This is a genomic window from Apilactobacillus timberlakei, assembly GCF_002993965.1.
GTDB classification, from domain to species: domain Bacteria; phylum Bacillota; class Bacilli; order Lactobacillales; family Lactobacillaceae; genus Apilactobacillus; species Apilactobacillus timberlakei.
In genome coordinates, this window is sequence record NZ_POST01000004.1 from 84,325 (window position 1) to 103,122 (window position 18,798).

Annotated in this window: 18 protein-coding genes; 15 read left to right on the forward strand and 3 right to left on the reverse strand. The window is 29.7% G+C overall.

Annotated elements, in window-relative coordinates:
• Positions 1-19 precede the first annotated feature (19 nt).
• Genes pta through C7N71_RS05750 form a run of 3 tightly spaced genes read left to right on the forward strand, consistent with a single transcriptional unit; the run spans position 20 to position 1,980 of the window.
• Positions 20-991, forward strand: coding sequence for a phosphate acetyltransferase (gene pta, locus C7N71_RS05740; RefSeq protein WP_105988165.1), 972 nt, complete (start codon positions 20-22; stop codon positions 989-991).
• A gap of 12 nt (positions 992-1,003) precedes the next feature.
• The gene (tsaE, locus tag C7N71_RS05745; RefSeq protein ID WP_105988166.1) at positions 1,004-1,471 is read left to right on the forward strand and encodes a tRNA (adenosine(37)-N6)-threonylcarbamoyltransferase complex ATPase subunit type 1 TsaE; all 468 of its coding nucleotides are present in this window, start codon (positions 1,004-1,006) and stop codon (positions 1,469-1,471) included.
• On the forward strand, positions 1,471-1,980 hold the full coding sequence (locus C7N71_RS05750) for a GNAT family N-acetyltransferase (RefSeq protein ID WP_105988167.1): 510 nt from the start codon (positions 1,471-1,473) through the stop codon (positions 1,978-1,980). Before tsaE ends, C7N71_RS05750 begins: the two co-directional genes overlap by 1 nt.
• A 22-nt stretch (positions 1,981-2,002) precedes the next feature.
• Here the strand turns inward: C7N71_RS05750 and C7N71_RS05755 are convergent, their stop codons facing one another.
• Positions 2,003-2,539 carry a 3'-5' exonuclease gene (locus C7N71_RS05755; protein ID WP_105988168.1) on the reverse strand — a complete coding sequence of 179 codons (537 nt, stop codon included), beginning with the start codon at positions 2,537-2,539 and terminating at the stop codon, positions 2,003-2,005.
• Positions 2,540-2,623: 84 nt separating this feature from the next.
• On the opposite strand from C7N71_RS05755, the gene murB reads away from it, so the two are divergent.
• Together murB and C7N71_RS05765 are read left to right on the forward strand one after the other, a co-directional pair.
• Positions 2,624-3,523, forward strand: coding sequence for a UDP-N-acetylmuramate dehydrogenase (gene murB, locus C7N71_RS05760; RefSeq protein WP_404799026.1), 900 nt, complete (start codon positions 2,624-2,626; stop codon positions 3,521-3,523).
• A gap of 14 nt (positions 3,524-3,537) precedes the next feature.
• Positions 3,538-5,508, forward strand: coding sequence for a cation:proton antiporter (locus C7N71_RS05765; protein WP_105988170.1), 1,971 nt, complete (start codon positions 3,538-3,540; stop codon positions 5,506-5,508).
• A gap of 39 nt (positions 5,509-5,547) precedes the next feature.
• Here C7N71_RS05765 and C7N71_RS05770 read toward each other — a convergent pair whose 3' ends face one another.
• Positions 5,548-6,204, reverse strand: coding sequence for a DUF1361 domain-containing protein (locus C7N71_RS05770; RefSeq protein WP_181398991.1), 657 nt, complete (start codon positions 6,202-6,204; stop codon positions 5,548-5,550).
• Positions 6,205-6,371: 167 nt separating this feature from the next.
• Here C7N71_RS05770 and cdaA point away from each other — a divergent pair, with 167 nt between their 5' ends.
• The 10 genes from cdaA (at position 6,372) to C7N71_RS05815 (ending at position 16,622) form a co-directional block, all read left to right on the forward strand.
• Positions 6,372-7,223 carry a diadenylate cyclase CdaA gene (gene cdaA, locus C7N71_RS05775; protein ID WP_105988172.1) on the forward strand — a complete coding sequence of 284 codons (852 nt, stop codon included), beginning with the start codon at positions 6,372-6,374 and terminating at the stop codon, positions 7,221-7,223.
• Positions 7,223-8,179: a CdaR family protein gene (locus C7N71_RS05780; RefSeq protein WP_105988173.1), complete on the forward strand. Its 957-nt coding sequence runs from the start codon at positions 7,223-7,225 to the stop codon at positions 8,177-8,179. The genes cdaA and C7N71_RS05780 overlap by 1 nt, the downstream gene beginning before the upstream one ends.
• 44 nt (positions 8,180-8,223) lie before the next feature.
• Positions 8,224-9,576 carry a phosphoglucosamine mutase gene (gene glmM, locus C7N71_RS05785; RefSeq protein ID WP_105988174.1) on the forward strand — a complete coding sequence of 451 codons (1,353 nt, stop codon included), beginning with the start codon at positions 8,224-8,226 and terminating at the stop codon, positions 9,574-9,576.
• A 171-nt stretch (positions 9,577-9,747) separates the two neighbouring features.
• Positions 9,748-11,571, forward strand: coding sequence for a glutamine--fructose-6-phosphate transaminase (isomerizing) (gene glmS / locus C7N71_RS05790; RefSeq protein ID WP_105988175.1), 1,824 nt, complete (start codon positions 9,748-9,750; stop codon positions 11,569-11,571).
• Positions 11,572-11,736: 165 nt separating this feature from the next.
• The gene (locus C7N71_RS08270) at positions 11,737-11,859 is read left to right on the forward strand and encodes a hypothetical protein (RefSeq protein WP_263850929.1); all 123 of its coding nucleotides are present in this window, start codon (positions 11,737-11,739) and stop codon (positions 11,857-11,859) included.
• Positions 11,860-11,884: 25 nt separating this feature from the next.
• Positions 11,885-13,417, forward strand: coding sequence for a glycoside hydrolase family 73 protein (locus C7N71_RS05795; RefSeq protein WP_105988176.1), 1,533 nt, complete (start codon positions 11,885-11,887; stop codon positions 13,415-13,417).
• An 88-nt stretch (positions 13,418-13,505) separates the two neighbouring features.
• Positions 13,506-14,630: an ABC transporter ATP-binding protein gene (locus C7N71_RS05800; protein WP_105988177.1), complete on the forward strand. Its 1,125-nt coding sequence runs from the start codon at positions 13,506-13,508 to the stop codon at positions 14,628-14,630.
• 47 nt (positions 14,631-14,677) lie between these two features.
• Entirely contained in the window at positions 14,678-14,998 is a 321-nt protein-coding gene (locus C7N71_RS05805; protein ID WP_105964903.1) for a hypothetical protein, read from the forward strand.
• Between the two features lie 210 nt (positions 14,999-15,208).
• Positions 15,209-16,360, forward strand: coding sequence for a cation:proton antiporter (locus tag C7N71_RS05810; RefSeq protein WP_225361891.1), 1,152 nt, complete (start codon positions 15,209-15,211; stop codon positions 16,358-16,360).
• Between the two features lie 4 nt (positions 16,361-16,364).
• The gene (locus tag C7N71_RS05815; RefSeq protein WP_105988179.1) at positions 16,365-16,622 is read left to right on the forward strand and encodes a hypothetical protein; all 258 of its coding nucleotides are present in this window, start codon (positions 16,365-16,367) and stop codon (positions 16,620-16,622) included.
• Positions 16,623-16,660: 38 nt separating this feature from the next.
• On the opposite strand, the gene C7N71_RS05820 is transcribed toward C7N71_RS05815, so the two are convergent.
• Positions 16,661-18,700 carry a KUP/HAK/KT family potassium transporter gene (locus C7N71_RS05820; protein ID WP_105988180.1) on the reverse strand — a complete coding sequence of 680 codons (2,040 nt, stop codon included), beginning with the start codon at positions 18,698-18,700 and terminating at the stop codon, positions 16,661-16,663.
• Between the last annotated feature and the right edge of the window lie 98 nt (positions 18,701-18,798).

Genomic DNA, 18,798 nt, shown 5'->3' on the forward strand with positions numbered 1-18,798 from the left:
TTTATTAGGAGGTTTTTATATGAGCAATTTATTTGATGGATTAAGAAAAGATATTAAGGGTAAAAATAAAAAGATTGTTTTTCCCGAAGGATCTGATGAAAGAATTATTGAAGCAGCTGCACGTTTAGCTTCTGAAGATTTAATTACACCTATCTTATTAGGAAATAACACTGATATTTCAAAGCATGCTAATGGTGCTGATTTAAGTAAAGTACAAATCATTGATGTTAATGATTATCCTAAAGACGAATATGAAGCAATGTTAGATGCTTTAGAAGAACGTCGTAATGGTAAGAACACCCGTGAACAATTATCAGAATGGTTAAATAATGAAAATTATTTTGGAACAATGCTAGTTTATATGGGTAAGGCTGATGGTATGGTTTCTGGAGCAGCACATGCTACTGGAGATACAGTTAGACCAGCATTACAAATTATTAAAACTAAAAAAGGAATGCGTAGAATTTCTGGTTCTTTCTTAATGCAAAAAGGTGATACCCGTTATGTATTTGCCGACTGTGCGATTAATTTGGAATTAGATGCAGCTGGCATGGTTGAAGTAGCTAAGCAAAGTGCGGAGACTGCTAAAATGTTTGGAATCAATCCTAAGGTTGCATTTTTAAGCTTTTCTACAAAAGGTTCTGCTAAGGGTGAAATGGTTACTAAAGTGCAAGAAGCTGCTAAGATGGCTCAAGATGAATTAGATTATCCATCTGATGGTGAACTACAATTTGATGCTGCACTTGTTCCAGAAGTGGCAAAGAAGAAAGCACCTACATCTGAAATTGCAGGAAACGCCAATGTATTTGTATTTCCCGAATTACAATCAGGAAATATTGGCTACAAAATTGCTCAACGATTAGGTGGATTTGAAGCATTTGGTCCAATTTTACAAGGAATGGCTAAACCAGTTTCGGATTTATCAAGAGGTTGTAATGCTGAAGACGTTTACAATGTTTCAATTATTACTGCTGCTCAATCTCTGAAATAAGGAGGTTAATATATGAAGTTTAACGTTAATACTCCAGAAGAGACAATGAGTTATGGTAAAAAAATAGCTAATTATTTAAAACCTAAAGACGTTATTTTATTAGATGGTGATTTAGGTGCTGGTAAGACTACTTTTACTAAGGGGCTTGCGGAAGGACTTGGTATTAAAAGGAATATTAAAAGTCCTACATTTACAATTATTAGAGAATATCAAGATGGACGTTTACCTTTGTATCACATGGATGCATATCGTTTAGACGATGGTAGTGGTGATGAACTAGGATTAGAAGAATATTTTAATGGTGATGGTATTAACGTCATCGAATGGTCTAATTTTATTGAAAATGAACTACCTAGTGACTATCTTAAAATCATTTTTAAACGTGATGATTCTAAGGGTGATAATTATCGTACAATTGATTTTCATCCTAAAGGTGAACACTTTAATAAGATTATTAAAGAAAGTTATCTTGAAAAATAATGGAAAATAAAATTGATGTAAATATTACTTTGGCAATGCCTGAAGACGCCGAAAATTTAATTAATTTATTGGAACAATTAAAAACTGAATCTGATACTTTCACTATTGATCCAGAACTTGGTAAAATGAGTGTGCAACAGCAAGCACAACAAATCATGTTAGTTAATCAAACTCGTGGAAACATAATTTTGTTAGCTAAGCATTTAGATAAAATTATCGGTTTAGTGACTGTCCAAAATCTAGATGATTCAGATTTAGGTGAATTAGGCGTAGCAATCATTAAAAAATATTGGAACTATGGATTAGGCACTGATTTAGTTAAAGAAGCTATTCATTGGGGATCTAATTATAGTAATTTGTCTACAATTGCATTAATTGTAGACAAAAGGAATCATGCGGCTGTTCATCTATATCAGAAGTGTGGATTTATATTTTCTACAAAACGTTTAATTAATATTCATAGAAATTACCATTCTACTTATGAAATGAATATAAAACTAAAAAAATAATCTGCTTAAATTAATAAGTAGATTATTTTTTTACTTTAATGAATTGTTTTATTGCGTCATTGCCAAATTCTTTTTGTTGTTTAATCAATATATTGGCACATGCTAAACTATCATCTAGCGCATTATGATGATGATGCAAATCAATATTCATGTTTTCACATACAGTATCTAATTTATGATTTTCAAATTCTGGGAAAAAGTATTTTGAAGTTTTTACAGTATCTAAAGTCAGATATTTAGGGACAATTAAATCATATCTTAATAGGGTATTCTTTAAAACACTATTATCAAATGAATTATTATGGGCAATTACCAGTTTGTCATAAGTAAAGAAATGATTAATAATTGGCCATATTTCTGGAAAAGTAGGTGCAGCAGCAACATCTTCTGCATGTAACCCATGAACTTTGATATTTCGCCAATTAAATTCGACTTCCGGATTTATAAGCGTATAAAATTCATCAACAATTTTATTATTTCTTATTACTGTTATTGCTAATGAACATGCACTTGCACGTTTATTATTAGCTGTTTCAAAATCAATTGCAGTAAAATTCATTTATAAACTCCTTAATATAAAATTTATACTTAAGTATAACATGGTAACAAAGTCTTTTATCGTGTTAAAATTAAAATATAAAATATATTAAGGAAATTGATAGCTATGAAAGAAAAATCAAAAATATTAAAGAATGAACTATTATCAAAATATACATTTACAAAAACTGGTGGTCCAGCTGATTTACTAGCTTTTCCAAAATCCATTGATGAAATGCAAGAATTATTAAAGTTTTCTAATTCTGAATATTTGCCAATTACAGTTCTTGGGAACGCAAGTAATTTAATTATCAAAGATGGTGGTATTCGCGGCCTAGTAATTATGTTAACTGATATGAATAATATTGAAACTACTGATAATTTGGTTATTGCTGATGCTGGTGCAGCATATATTGATGTTACGATAGCTGCACAGAAGAGCAGCTTATCAGGTGTTGAGTTTGCAGCAGGCATTCCTGGTAGTGTAGGTGGGGCAATATTTATGAATGCTGGAGCATACGGTGGTGAAACTGATCAAATTGCTGATAGCATAGTTGCCTTAACACCAAACAATGAAATAAAGATCATCAAACACGATGAATTAGACTTTGGATATCGTCATAGTTCCATTCAAGATAATAATGACATTGTTTTACAAGCAACTTTTAAATTAACGCATGCCAATAAACATGATATTCAACTTAAAATGGATCACTTTAATTCTTTGAGGGCTTCAAAACAACCACTAGAATTACCTTCTTGCGGGAGTGTCTTTAAAAGACCTAAAGGACATTTTGCTGGTAAACTAATACATGATTCTGGGTTACAAGGTTATCAATCTGGTGGCGCTCAAGTATCTACTAAACATGCTGGCTTTATTGTAAATGTTGGTAACGCAAGTGCTACTGATTATCTTGACGTAATTCATCATGTTCAAAAAATTGTTTATGATAAGCAAGGAGTTAAGTTAGAAACTGAAGTTAGAATTATTGGAGAAGATAAATAAGGAGTTAATTTTATATGGAACTTATTGAAATTATTTTGCTACTAACAATTATTTTGCTATCGTCTAATATAATTCATCATTATGTTCCAGTAATTCCAGATAGTCTTATTCAAGTGACTTTGGGATGTCTATTAGCCGTTATATTTGGTTTTAACATTCATTTGAGTAGTGACTGGTTTTTGTTATTGTTTATTGCACCCTTACTTTTTAATGATGGTCGGCGTTTCCCAAAAGACGATTTATGGGAATTAAGATGGCCCATTTTTGCCAATTCTATATTGTTAGTGTTTATAACAATGATATTAGGTGGATTAATTATTTATAAAATGATTCCATCAATGCCATTACCAGTTGCATTTGCTTTAGCTGCTATTTTGTCACCAACCGATCCTATTGCAGTTGAATCAATTGCTAAAAAGGCTAAATTACCGAAAAATATTTTACACTTGGTTAATGGTGAGAGTTTAATTAATGATGCTAGTGGACTGATTGGATTCAAATATGCAGTGGCTGCGACCGTCTATGGATCTTTTTCTTTAAAAGGTGCAGTTACTGATTTCTTTTACATTAGTATTGTTGGTGGAGTTATTGGAATTATAACAATGCTATTTATTTTATTTATTCGTAAGTTTTTATACGAAAAAGGTTTAACGAATGTTCCATTTAACATTGTTTCTCAAATAGCATCACCATTTTTGATATATATGTTATCTGAAGAAGTATTTCATGCTTCAGGAGTAATTGCTGTAGTAACTGCTGGGATTATTTACCATTTAAAAGCATCAAAATCAAATGCTTCTTCTGCTGAATTAGATATTATGAGTGAGCATACTTGGGATGTAATTATTTATCTATTAAATGGTATTGTGTTTGTAATATTGGGAATTGAAGTTCCTTTTGCAATGGGAACTGTAGTTAAAAGTATGCAATTTAATACATGGTTATCTATTGGATATGCAATTATAACTTGGTTAGTTTTATTAATTATTAGAATTGCTTGGATTATAATATATGAAACCTTTACTACATTTATTTCTGAACATAGATTTGCTCCAATTGATATTAAAACTGCCGTTATTGCAGGACTATCAGGTGTTAGAGGTGCAATTACAATGGCTGGTGTGTTATCCATACCATTTGTAACTAATCAAGGAATACCATTTCCAGATCGTGCTTTAATCCTATTTATTGCATCAATCGTAATTATTTTAAGTTTACTCGCTGCAGTTATAATATTACCTTTAATTCCTAGTGATAATAATCAAGTTGTTGAGTACAATAACAATAACTATTGGAATGAGGGTAAAACGCGTATTTATATGTTGAATTTTGCCATTGATAGCATTAAAAAACATAGTTCAGAAGATAAGCATATTACTAATGTAATTATTGATCAGTATCAAATGATTATTAAGCAATTTTCTATGACACATATTAGTAAAATTGAGAAAGATATTCGTCTTGCAGCAATCAAATATGAAAAAGTGGCAATTAAAAAATTAATGGCTCAAGGACAAATTTCTAAAAAAATGATTAATGCAGTTAATTATGAAATTAATCATCGTGAAATTAAAAATTTGAATCAGTCTAATCAATCTAATGCTAAATTAGAATTGATATCATCATACCAAACTTTAAAATTATGGCTCTTCAAACAAAACAATGATGAAGAGATTAATAAACAAATGCGTAAAATATTAATTAAAATAAATAGTTATACAATTGAAAACTTAAAACAACTTTATAATAAATATGATGAAGATGTTGTTGAAACAATAATTGATGAATATTTAAACTATAATGAAGCATTGAAAACAAGTCCAATTAATTATGATGCAAGGTATCGTAAAATTAGAGTTAGGGCATTAGGTGCTCAAAGAATAGCTATTCAAGAATTACTTAATGATGAAAAAATTGATTGGAAAACAGCATCTGATTTAAGACAAGAAATTAATTATCTTGAAAATCTTGAATTAGATTCATAAAATATAAAAATCACCCACATATTATGTGGGTGATTTTTATTAAAAGTTATTTTTAGTATCTTTGATTATTAGATTTATTATCCAATATACAAATATTTGGATGATTGTTAAAATTATTACAAACACAATCATATGAGGAGTCCACATGTTGATTAAAGGATTAATTAATAATTTTGGTGACAATAGTAAGTATATTGTATGAAATCTTAAAAATCTACCTATATAAATACCAATTGAAGCAAGGATATTAAAAATTATGATTAAAGTTATAACAAACAATTTATTTTTAATATGCAATTTATTTTTAATTTCATGAACTATTTTAAATAGTCCATATAATCCAATCAATGAACAACCTAAGGCACTTATCATTAAATATGAATAACTTAGCCACATATTACTCGACAAACGGAGTAAACCTTCGTTTGTATATGGACTTAGTAATGATAGATGAAATAAATCAGTTAAAAGGTATGGTGCGTTTGGATAAAATATTAACCATAGTATTAAAATAGGCCAGAATATCCAAGATTTTTTAACATGTTTATTCGTAAGTTCCAAACTCAATTCAATTGGAATGTACCCCAAAATGGTATTTAAGATTAGAAAGCCAAAGGGTGGTTTTACCATAAAATATAAGAAAATAATCCATGCAATGAAGATTATTCTGATTTGCCATTTTATATTTTTAAACATTATGCAACCTCTTAAGATAATTTATTATTACTATTTTATATTTTAACGCGAAAGCTAATTTTATTGAACAATTAAAATCTAAAAATTACAATGTAATTATTAATATTAAAAAGTCACAATGTTGAGTGATATAATATATATTGTTAATTAAATATGGAGGAATATTTATGAGCATAAATTTTAGTAGTATATTTACTCTAAGCAACCTTTTAGATATATTGGTTGTTTGGTTTATTATATATGAAGTAATTGTCTTACTTAGAGGAACGAAGGCAGTTCAGTTATTTAGAGGAGTACTGGTAATTGCTATTGTAAAAATCATTAGTATTATTTTTGGCTTGACTGCAGTATCCTGGTTAACTGATCAAGTTATAAATTGGGGAGTTATCGCCATTATTGTTATCTTCCAACCAGAAATAAGACGTGGTTTGGAACATATTGGTCGTGGTTCAATCTTGAAACATACACAAAACCAAAATGTTGAAAATCAAAAGATGATTACCGCTTTAGATAAAGCAATTCAATATATGTCTAAACGTCGTATTGGTGCTTTAATAACAATTCAAATGGATACAGGATTAGAAGACTACATAGAAACTGGTATTAATATTGATGCTGATGTCACCGGTGAACTATTAATAAATACATTTATTCCTAATACTCCATTGCATGATGGTGCTGTTATCATCAGAAACAATAGGTTAGCAGTAGCTGCTGCTTATTTACCATTATCTCAAAGTAATTTAATTCCAAAAGAATTAGGGACTAGGCATCGTGCTGCTGTCGGAATTTCAGAAGTTACTGATGCACTTACGATTGTTATTTCAGAAGAAACTGGCGAAGTTTCTATCACTAAAAATAATGAATTACTAAGAGGACTTACTCAAGAAGATTATATTAAGTTTCTAAAAGATCAATTGATTACTAAACAGGACTCTGTGAACAAGAATTTCTTTACCACTGTTGGTACATGGATTGATAAAATTAATCTTAAAAAGAAAGATGGAGGTAAAAAATAATGAAAAGATTAGATAATCCTTGGTTCTTCAGACTAATTTCATTAATTTTTGCCATCCTTTTATTTGTTTATGTTAATCAAGATAAATTTTTTGGGAATAATAATAATTCTACTGATAGTTCAATCACTCAATTAACTGCTACTAAAAATTCAACTTTATCTTTACCATTACAATTGAATTTTGATAATAATAAATACTTTGTAACTGGGTATCCTGAAAAAGTATCAGTTAAAATTAGTGGGCCAGCCGCTTTAGTTACCACTACTGTTAATACACAAAACTTTAAAGTATATGCTGACCTTTCAAGATTAGGAGTTGGCCATCATAGAGTTAGAATTTATCAAGATGGATTGAATGATGAATTGAAGTATAAGACTAATCCTTCTTATATTAATGTTAATATTCAGCCTCGTAGGACCACTGAATTTCCAGTTAACGTTAAATATGATGATTCAAACATTGCTGATGGATATCATGCGGGTAAAGCTGTTCTAGGTAATGATAAAGTTAAAGTTACGGGTGCCGAAAATGAAATTAATAAGATTAATAAGGTAGTTGCCGAGCTAAGCATTCCTCAAGGAACTAACAAGACTGTTAATTCTTCCGTTATTCTTGAGGCCTTAGATGCAAAAGGTAAAATTGTTAATGTAATTTTGACGCCTTCTACAACTTCTGTTAATTTACCAATAAGCAGTGGAAATAATAAAAAAGTGCCAGTCAGTTTGCATACAGAGAACGCATCTTCTGCTAAAAAATATACTTTAACGCCTGAAAGCAAATCTGTTAAGGTATTTGGGACATCCAAAGAGTTGGATAACATTAAAGAAGTAAAGGCATATGTTGATGTTTCTGGCATAAGTAAAGAAAAGAACGTTAACGTTCAATTAGATAAAAGTTTAAACCATGTATCTGGATTTGATCCTGATAATATTAAAGTCAAAGTTAAAACTAATTAGAAATAAATAGGCCTATTAAATGGACTAGAAATGGAGATATTATTATGAAATATTTTGGAACTGATGGGGTTAGAGGAGTTGCTAATGAAGACCTTAGCCCTGAATTAGCATTTAAATGTGGTCGTGCTGGTGGATATATTTTAACTAAGCACAGTGAATCAGAGAGACAACCTCAAGTTTTAGTTGCTCGTGATACTAGAATTTCTGGTCAAATGTTAGAAAATGCATTGGTTGCTGGTTTGTTATCTGTTGGAATTGAAGTATTACAATTAGGCGTTGTTACTACTCCAGGAGTTGCTTATTTAGTTAGAACTCAAGGAGCTGCTGCTGGTGTTATGATTACTGCATCTCATAATCCTGCAGAATATAATGGTATTAAATTCTTTGGTTCAGATGGTTATAAATTATCAGATGATTTAGAAGAAGAAATTGAAAAAATATTAGAAGAAGATAAAGATGATTTACCTCGCCCATCAGCTAAAGGATTAGGCACTGCTGATGATTATTCTGAAGGTAGTCAAAAATATATTCGTTTCTTAGAACAAACAGTTCCAGAAGATTTATCAGGAATGAATATTTGTGTTGATTCTGCTAATGGTGCTACTAGCAGGTTAGTATCTAGATTATATGCTGATTTAGGAATTGATTTTGATACTATGGCTACTACTCCCAATGGAATTAACATTAATGATCAAGTTGGTTCTACTCACCCAGAACAATTACAAAAAATGGTTGTTGATAAAGGTGCTCAAATTGGTTTAGCTTTTGATGGAGATGGTGATCGTTGTATTGCTGTTGACGAAAATGGTGAATTAGTTGATGGTGATAAGATAATGTATATTTGTGGAAAATATATGTCCGATCATGGTCGTTTGAAGCAAGACACAGTTGTAAGTACTGTTATGAGTAATCTTGGTATGTATAAGGCAATGGAAGCCAATGGTATGAAGAATGTACAAACTAAGGTTGGGGACAGATATGTTGTAGAAGAAATGAATAAATCTGGATACAATCTTGGTGGTGAACAATCTGGACATATTGTTTTCTTAGACTTTAATACTACTGGAGATGGATTGTTAACTAGTTTACAACTACTACATGTAATGAAAGATACTGGTAAGAAATTATCAGAATTAGCTAGTGAAATTAAAAAGTATCCACAAAAATTAATTAATGTTAAAGTATCTGATAAACAACATGCTTTAGAAAACTCAAAAGTTAAGGATGTTATTTCAAAAGTAGAAACAGAAATGAATGGTGATGGACGTGTACTTGTTCGTCCTAGTGGAACTGAACCATTATTACGTGTAATGACTGAAGCACCAACTCAAGAACTAGTGGATGGCTATACCAAACGTATTGCTGATGTAGTTCAACAAGAAGTTGGAATTGAATAAAAAAGATTAAAGGCCTCTAAAAGGTCTTTTTTTATAAATTGATATACAACTATACCAATTTATTCTTACTAATTGACATATATTGTAAATCATTGTAATCTATTACTTGTCTTTAAAAAAAATATAATATGAATGTCTATACCAATTATAAAATTGAAAGGAATATAAAATATGTGTGGAATTGTTGGAGTCGCAGGAAATAAAAATGCGGTTAATATTTTAATAAATGGTTTACAAAAGCTTGAATATCGTGGATACGATTCTGCTGGTATTTACGTAAGTGACAAAGATGGTAAAGATTGTCTAATTAAAAGAACCGGAGCTATTTCTAATTTAAAAAAGGCTATTGGTTCAGACGTAAAAGGAACTTCTGGAATTGGTCATACTCGTTGGGCTACTCATGGTGGGGTAACGGTAGAAAATGCTCATCCTCATTACTCACAAGATAATCGTTTTTATCTTGTTCATAACGGAGTTATTGAAAACTATAAAGAATTAAAGGAACAATATTTAAGTGATTTTACCTTTACTTCTCAAACTGATACTGAAGTAGTTGTACAATTAGTCGATTATTTTGCAACTAAAGAAAATATGAATGCTAAAGATGCATTTTTAAAAACTTTGTCCTTATTAGATAAGGGTTCTTCATATGCTTTTCAATTAATGGATCGTGAGGAACCAGATACTATCTATGTTGCTAAAGATAAGAGTCCTTTATTAATTGGAATCGGTGATGGTTGCAATGTTGTTTGTTCAGATTCATTAGCAATGTTAAACGTAACTCATGAATTCTTAGAATTAAATGATGGGGATTTTGTTACTGTAAAACCAGATTCTATTGATATTCAAGATAAGGATGGTAATAAAGTTACAGACCGTAAACCATTCCACGTTGATATTGATGCTAGTGATACAGATAAGGGTACTTATCCATACTACATGCTTAAAGAAATTGATGAACAACCTAATGTTATGAGAAAACTATCTTCTGAATATTTAAACGAAGATGGTAGTCCTGAAATTGAAGAAGATTTATTAAAATCAATTAAACAAGCAGATCGTTTATATATTGTTGCTGCTGGTACTAGTTATCATGCTGGTTTAGTAGGTAAAAACTTATTTGAAACAATGGCTCAAATCCCTACTGAAGTGCATGTTGCTTCTGAATTTGCATATAATATGCCACTCTTATCAAAGAATCCATTTTTCATTTTCTTAAGTCAAAGTGGTGAAACTGCTGATAGTCGTGAAGTTTTAGTTAATGTTAGCAAAGCCGGTTACAAGAGTTTAACTATTACTAATGTTGCTAAATCAACTTTATCACGTGAATCAAACTATACTTTATTATTACATGCGGGTCCTGAAATTTCCGTTGCATCTACTAAAGCATATACTGCTCAAATCGCTGTTGAAGCTATTTTAGCTAAAGGCTTGGGTGAAGCAGATCAAATTAAAGCAGCTACTGAATTTAATTTAAGACAACAATTAGGATTAGTTGCTACAGGAATGCAAACAATTGTTGACGAAAAAGAAAAAATGAATCAACTATCCAAAGACTACTTTGTAAACGCTAGCAAGTCATTCTACATTGGTCGTGGAATTGATTACTTTGTTTCATTGGAAGCTGCCCTTAAACTTAAAGAAATTTCATATATCCATGCTGAAGGATTTGCTTCTGGAGAATTAAAGCATGGTACAATTGCTTTAATTGAGGACAAGACTCCAGTTATTGGAATTATTACTCAAAAGAATACTTCTAACCTAACTAGAAGTAATTTGGAAGAAACAATGGCTCGTGGATCTAAAGCTATTACAATTGTAACCAAAGCATTGGCTAAAGAAGACGATGATATTATCATTCCTGATGTAAATAGTATGTTAACACCATTATTAAGTGTTATTCCTGCTCAATTACTTGCTTACTATACAAGTTTGAATAAAGGATTAGATGTTGATCATCCTAGAAACTTAGCTAAAAGTGTTACTGTCCAATAAAATGAGAATAAAAAAGCATTGGGATTTAATCCCAATGCTTTTTTATTATATAAATGTTTTTGTATTGTAATAACGATTTATGCCTAGTGATGTTATAATTTTATTTAAGGGTATATAAATTTTTATCTTATTAATGTTATAATACCGAGGATTGGAGTTCGATTTATGAAATTTACTAAAAAAAGATCAAATAATTCTAAGTCACAAGCCAAAAAAGATAAGACTTGGGAAAAATTTAAAAATCAACAAAATAAATTAAGCGCAGATAAGCGTGGAATAAGAAGATAATATACATAAAACATGGAGGAAGATTATGCGAAATAAAAATATTGCAAAAGCTTTTCTATCAGTTATGACTGTTAGTGCAGTTATGACTTCTTTTAAAGTGTTAGATGTTAATGCAGATGATAATAATCAATCCAACAATTCTAGTGTTGATGTTAGTAATACTAATAATGTAAGCGTTATTTCTAGTGAATTAAATAGTCAAAACTTTTTTGATAAACTTGGTCCATTAGCACAAAGAATTGCTAATAAAAATGATTTATATCCTTCATTATTACTTGCACAAGCAGCTATTGAAAGTGCTTATGGTCAAAGTTCTTTAACCCAAAGCAGTAATAACTTATTTGGAATTAAAGCTACAAATGGGCAAGGTATTAACACCCCAACTACTGAATTTAGTAATGGAAGTAGTTATACAACAAATTCTACTTTTAGTACTTATCCTGATTTATTAAGTAGTCTACAGGGCTATGCTGATTTCTTAAACAACAATATTAGATATTCAAATGTTCATCGATCAATGACTCCAACAGTTGAGCAAGCTGCTATTAATATTCAAGCTGATGGATATGCTACTGATCCAGCTTATTCCAATAAATTAATTTCATTTATTAATCAAAATAATTTAAAAACTTACGACTCTAGTTCAGTTCCATCTAATAATGATCAAGATAATAACACACAAAACAATATTAACACTCAAAATAATAATTCTAATCAAGCACAACCTGCACAACCCGCAACACGACCTGAACAACCTAAACAAGAAAATATCACTAAGTATGTTGGATCAGATGGTAAAGAAACTTTCAAATTATCCAATAAGTATAGAACATATAAATTATACAATCATGTAAAGGGAACTATTCGTAATATTAGATCTTATGGGTGGAATAAATCTCTAAATTCCAGTAAGAAAGTATTTGTTGATTGTTTGGGAATTCGTAATTATGGTAAAAATGAATCTAAATGGTATCGAATTAGACTATCTGATCATTCAAAGAAAAAATATTGGGTATATTCAAAGGCTTTAGAGATGCCTAAAGTTAATTATATTAAAGAAAATAAAGAAGTTTCTGTAAATACTAATACTCATAGTAATGTTTATAATCATGTATATAATTCACCATATTTGAGTAAAAAGGTTAAGGAAAATAAGGATTTGGTTGATGACAGTTATCATACTAGTTTGAAAGCAATCATTGATAATGATGGCATAAGAACAGAATGGTATCGAATCTATATTCCAGGAACTGGTAATGCTTGGATTAAGTCAAAAGATTTATCAAATATAACAAGACATAAAGAAGCTAAAAACAATTATAATAACAAATCTGGATATGCTTACCTTAACAATTATGGTAAATATCGTCTTTATAATAATATTCCAGGATCATCTAAGAAAGCAAAAGTTACCAATTGGGATAATGTAAAAGTACCTAGTGATTATTTAATTACTTATGATAAGTCAGGTGTAAAGGGTAAGGATAACACTAATTGGTATCGTATTAACTTAAACAATAAAAACTATTGGATTGCATCAGGGGCTTTAAAGTTTTAGTTTAGCTTTTTAGTTATACTTTGATTTGATATAATATTCTTGTAGTTTTATAATAAACAAATTGAATAAAATTTTAGGAAGTATAAAAATGACAGAAGATTATAAAATTAGGGTTCAAAATGTAACAAAAGAATATGACTTATTTAAAACTCAAGCTGACAAATTAAAATCATTTTTTTCGATTAAAACTAATGTACCTCATTTTTGGTCTTTAATGGGAATTTCTTTTGATGTCAAACCAGGAGAAACTTTAGGATTAATTGGGGTTAATGGTTCAGGTAAATCCACTATATCAAATATAATATCTGGTATTATTCCACAAACTAGTGGTTTTGTTGATGTTAGAGGGGATACATCAATTGTTGCAATTAGTGCTGGTTTAAGAAAAAATTTAACTGGTCGTGAAAATATTAGATTAAAATCTTTAATGCAAGGTCTTACTAATAACCAAATTGATAATATGATGGATGATATTATTTCTTTTGCTGATATTGGTGATTTCGTTGATCAACCGGTTAAAAGTTATTCCAGTGGTATGAGGTCTAGATTAGGATTCTCAATTGCTGTTCATATTAAGCCTGATATTTTGATCATTGACGAAGCACTATCTGTTGGTGATGATACATTTTATCAAAAATGTGTTGATAAAATTGCTGGTTTTAAATCTGAAGGTAAAACCATTATTTTTGTTAGTCACTCTTTAAGACAAATCGAGTTGCTTTGTGATCGTGTAGCCTGGATTAATTATGGTGAATTAAAAACTATCGGTAAAACTAAGGATGTTACTAAGAAATATCGTGAATTTACTAAATGGTTTAAAGGTCTATCCAAACAACAAAAAGTTGATTTTGAAACTGATAAAAAGCAAATTCAAAAAGACTTTGATATTAATAAATATCAAAATCAGGTAATTGAAACTGAACAAAAAGAACATCCTGATGAAAAAAGGGTAGCTGCAAAAATAAAGAAACGTTTCTATAGTTCTGTTATTAGTGAAAAAATGCCCAAATTAACGGTTGCATTTACTTGGTTGGTTGTTTTTGCAACTATGTTTTTCTGTTTAGTAAATATTTCTGGTCATTCGATTAGTCATATTGTTAAAAATCCTTCTTCAATTGTAAAACCTTCAAAAACATTGAAGTTGCCTGGTAAATTAGAACAGGCATCAGGTATTAAAAAACATCATAAAACTCAAAAAATGAGTGTAAAATAATAATAAATCCGTTTATGCGGATTTTTTTAGTAAGGAGATATTATGTAATGTCTGAAGAATATAAGAGCGATGAAACATTAGATTTGATTGAACAAATTACTAGGCTAGATGGAAGCAAGTATATGGAAATCAGTAACATGGTGCAGAACGGTCGAGCTGAATTGGCTGCAGAGAAAGGATTTATTAAGGAAGTGAGAATTCTTCAATTAAATATTCCTCATTCTGATCATGTTGCAAATTATGAAGACTACATTAACAAAAATTATACGATGCCGGATGAAAATTTAGATCATTTTGAAGAATGGAAAAAGAACGACGAAATGAAACAAGAAGTTCAAATGATTTTGAAAGAAAATCATGTTGGATAAAAAAAGACTGCTGAAATAATCAGCAGTCTTTTATATTATGTGTCCACTCATATGTTACAGAAAATAATAGCAATAAAAAATTAAGCAACATTTAGTGGTTAATTTGAATATGTATTTATAATTATAACGTAAATTATTAAGTAGTTCAACGTAATATATTAGATAATCAGTTATGTTAATATATTAGATAATCATATTTTTTTGAAGGGGATGATTTATTTGAATTACTTGATTGAACTAATTTTAATATTATTGTTTACAATAATATTTGGTAGGCTATTTCAAAAATTCGGTTTGCCAGGGGTAGTAGGACAATTAATCAGTGGGGTATTTATGGGCCCATCGATCTTAAATATTGTTCATACTGGATCTATAATTAGTATTTTTTCAGACATTGGCGTAATTATATTAATGTTTATTGCTGGATTAGAAAGCAATTTAGATCTATTAAAAAAATATTTAAAGCCCAGTTTATTTGTTGCAATTTTAGGTATTATAGCACCTATCTTGTTCATGTACATTGCTGGCATTATGCATCATTTTTCTAATGTAGAAAGTTTGTTTATTGGAATTATTTTTGCGGCTACTTCTGTTTCTATATCGGTTGAAGTTTTGAGAGAAATGAAAGAACTAGATAGCGTTGAGGGAATCACTATTTTAGGCGCTGCAGTAGCTGATGATGTTTTATCAATCTTAGCTTTGAGCTTTGCAGTATCTTTCTTTGGAGTTAGTGATGTTGATAATACTAATATTATTATCACTATCTTACTTCAAATTTGTTTCTTTATCCTTATTTATGTTTTATATAAAATAATTACCAAATGGTTAAATCTTTTTATAAAAAAATTTAATTTAGGAATCACTGAAATTGCTATGATTACATGTCTAGCGCTATCTTATTTGGCTGAAGAAACATCTTTAAGTGCCATTACTGGGGCTTTTTTTGCTGGAATTATATTTAGTCGTACTGATTTTAAAAAAGATATATCTGATAAATTTGAAAATATTGGATATTCATTATTTATTCCAGTTTTTTTTGCTAATGTAGGATTGAATTTGGAAATAAGCGGGATTATAAATAATTTATTAATTTTTGTTATATTTACTGTATTAGCAGTTATAACTAAATTCTTTGGTGCAATGCTTGGTGCTAAATTAAGTAAATTCAATTCAATATCTTCAATGGAAATTGGTGCTGGAATGATTAGTAGGGGTGAAGTGGGACTCATTATAGCTGGCATTGGATTAAATGCTCATTTGATTAGTGAAGGTTATTATTCAACTATAATTGCTTCAATAGTTGCTACAACCTTAATAGCACCTATAATTTTAAGAAAAATTATTTTAATAAAGAAGAGATGATACAATGAATTCATTCACTAAAGAAATGTTACTTAATTTAGGATTATTGGTATTTCCATTTATATTTATCATAAGTGGAATAAGTGATTCATCACCGGTCTTATATATTGGTATTATGTTGTTAGGAATTATTTGTTTATTAATGGCACCAATATACGTTTATTATTGGTTTAACAATCCTAAGGGCCTTTGGTATCGAAAAACACTTGCTATTGTTTATATTATCGTATTAATGGCATGTATCAATTCATATATTTTTTAGTAATAAAAAAAGATTTACCAAATTAATGGTAAATCTTTTTATTTACTATTTTTTCTAGAATGAATTGAATGATATATCTTTCTTTGTACTAAATATTGATCATGTTGCATTGTTATAAATAATGGTGAAGATTCTTCAATTACATTACTGAATTCTAATCCATACCAGGAAATAGGAGAAGCAGTAATATTTTGTAAGAATATTCTTCCAGAAATTAGTTGACGATCAAAGGCATTAATTTCAGAATTTAATGCTAAATCAGAAGGTCTTTCATTAATAATAACAAATTTAAAATCACCGACATTACCAGGAACATTAGTTGATGAATAACGTTGTTTTTGTGGATCAATTACACCTTGTTCTATTAAATAATGAACAATTTGATGTAAATAAATGCTTACACTTTGTTGTTTTCTAAATCCTAAGTAAAGTTGAATATCTACAACATTTTTAGTATCTAATAAATCAACAGTATAATTACTTTCGTAAGGATTATTAGTTTCATTAACCGTTACAAACCAATAAACTTTGGCACGTTTAGGTTCTTTATCTAGAATAGAATACATAGTACTACGTTTGATTTGATAATCATTCTTAATTTTAGTCATGTAAACTAAGTTAGATGTATACAAAGGAATTGAATCATCATTACTTAATTCTGATAATTGTTTACGATAATCCAATAATGAAACGTATTCACTTTCTTTTTCATAATGATCACGACGTTTGTTACCGAAGTACCAAAGAATCATAACCAATAAAATAGAAAGCATAATAATTAGGGTTACATATCCACCATGCACGAATTTAACAACACTTGCTAAGAAGAATGTAAATTCGATTACTGCAAAGAATAGAGCAACGAAAAATGCAAAGACACGTTTAATCTTGGATGACAAGAATTCAAATAATAATAAAGTAGTCATTAACATCGTAATTGTAATTGCTAATCCGTAAGCTGATTCCATCCGTTCTGAACTTCTGAAGAACCATAATACAATAAATGTAACTATACATAAGAACCAATTAACGGTCGCAATATAGATTTGACTTCTTACATTACTTGGATGTTTAACAATCATTCGAGGCAAGAACTTCAAACCAATTGCTTCATCTACTAATGTAAATGATCCTGTAATTAGTGCTTGTGATGCAATAATAGCTGCTAATGCTGCAATTGCAATTGCAAAGCCACGTAAACTACTTGGCAACATATCATAAAATGGATTTAAATTTTTTAATCCGGCAAATGCAGGATTATGGGCATTTTTAATAATCCAAGCACCTTGACCTAAATAGTTAAGAATTAATGAAATATATACAAATGGCCAAGTACCATATATATTCTTTTTACCAACATGTCCCATATCAGAATATAATGCTTCAGCACCAGTAGTTGCAAGAAAAATACTACCTAAAATAAAAATACCAGATTTATTAGTAGGGCTAAATAAAATTCTTACAGCATAGATTGGATTAAAAGCCTTTAGAATCATAGGATAATGTAATAAATTAATAATCCCCATAATTGCTAAAAATGAGAACCAAACTAGCATAACAGGACCAAATGAATTTCCAATAATTCCAGTCCCAAACCTTTGAATAATAAATAAAACTAATAATACACAAGATGTAATTATTACAACATCTTGTTGGGAATTACTGAAAGAGATGGCCCCAAATGATTGTCCCTTCAAACCTTCAACAGCAGAAGTTACGGTAACCGCAGGAGTTAGAGTACCATCAGCTAAAAGGGCAGCTCCACCAATTAAAGCTGGCCAAACTAACCACTTTGCTCGACGCCTTACTAATGCATAAAGAGCAAAAATACCACCTTCACCATTGTTATCGGCTTTCATTGTAATTAAGACATATTTCACGGTAGTAATAATCATAAGGGTCCAAATTATTAGTGAAATAGATCCTACAATGTAATCTGGAGTAATGTCAGACATTTTTCCGGCATCACCGATAATTGCATTCATTACATACAAAGGCGATGTACCAATATCACCATAAACAATACCTAATGCAATCAACATTCCGGCAAAGGATAGCTTATCAAATTTAGCTTTCATAACTAAATCCTCCAAATAAATATAAAATTTTATGTAATTTTTACCTAATAGAATACAACATACCACTAAATAAGCACACTTTAAAGAAAAAGTAGAAA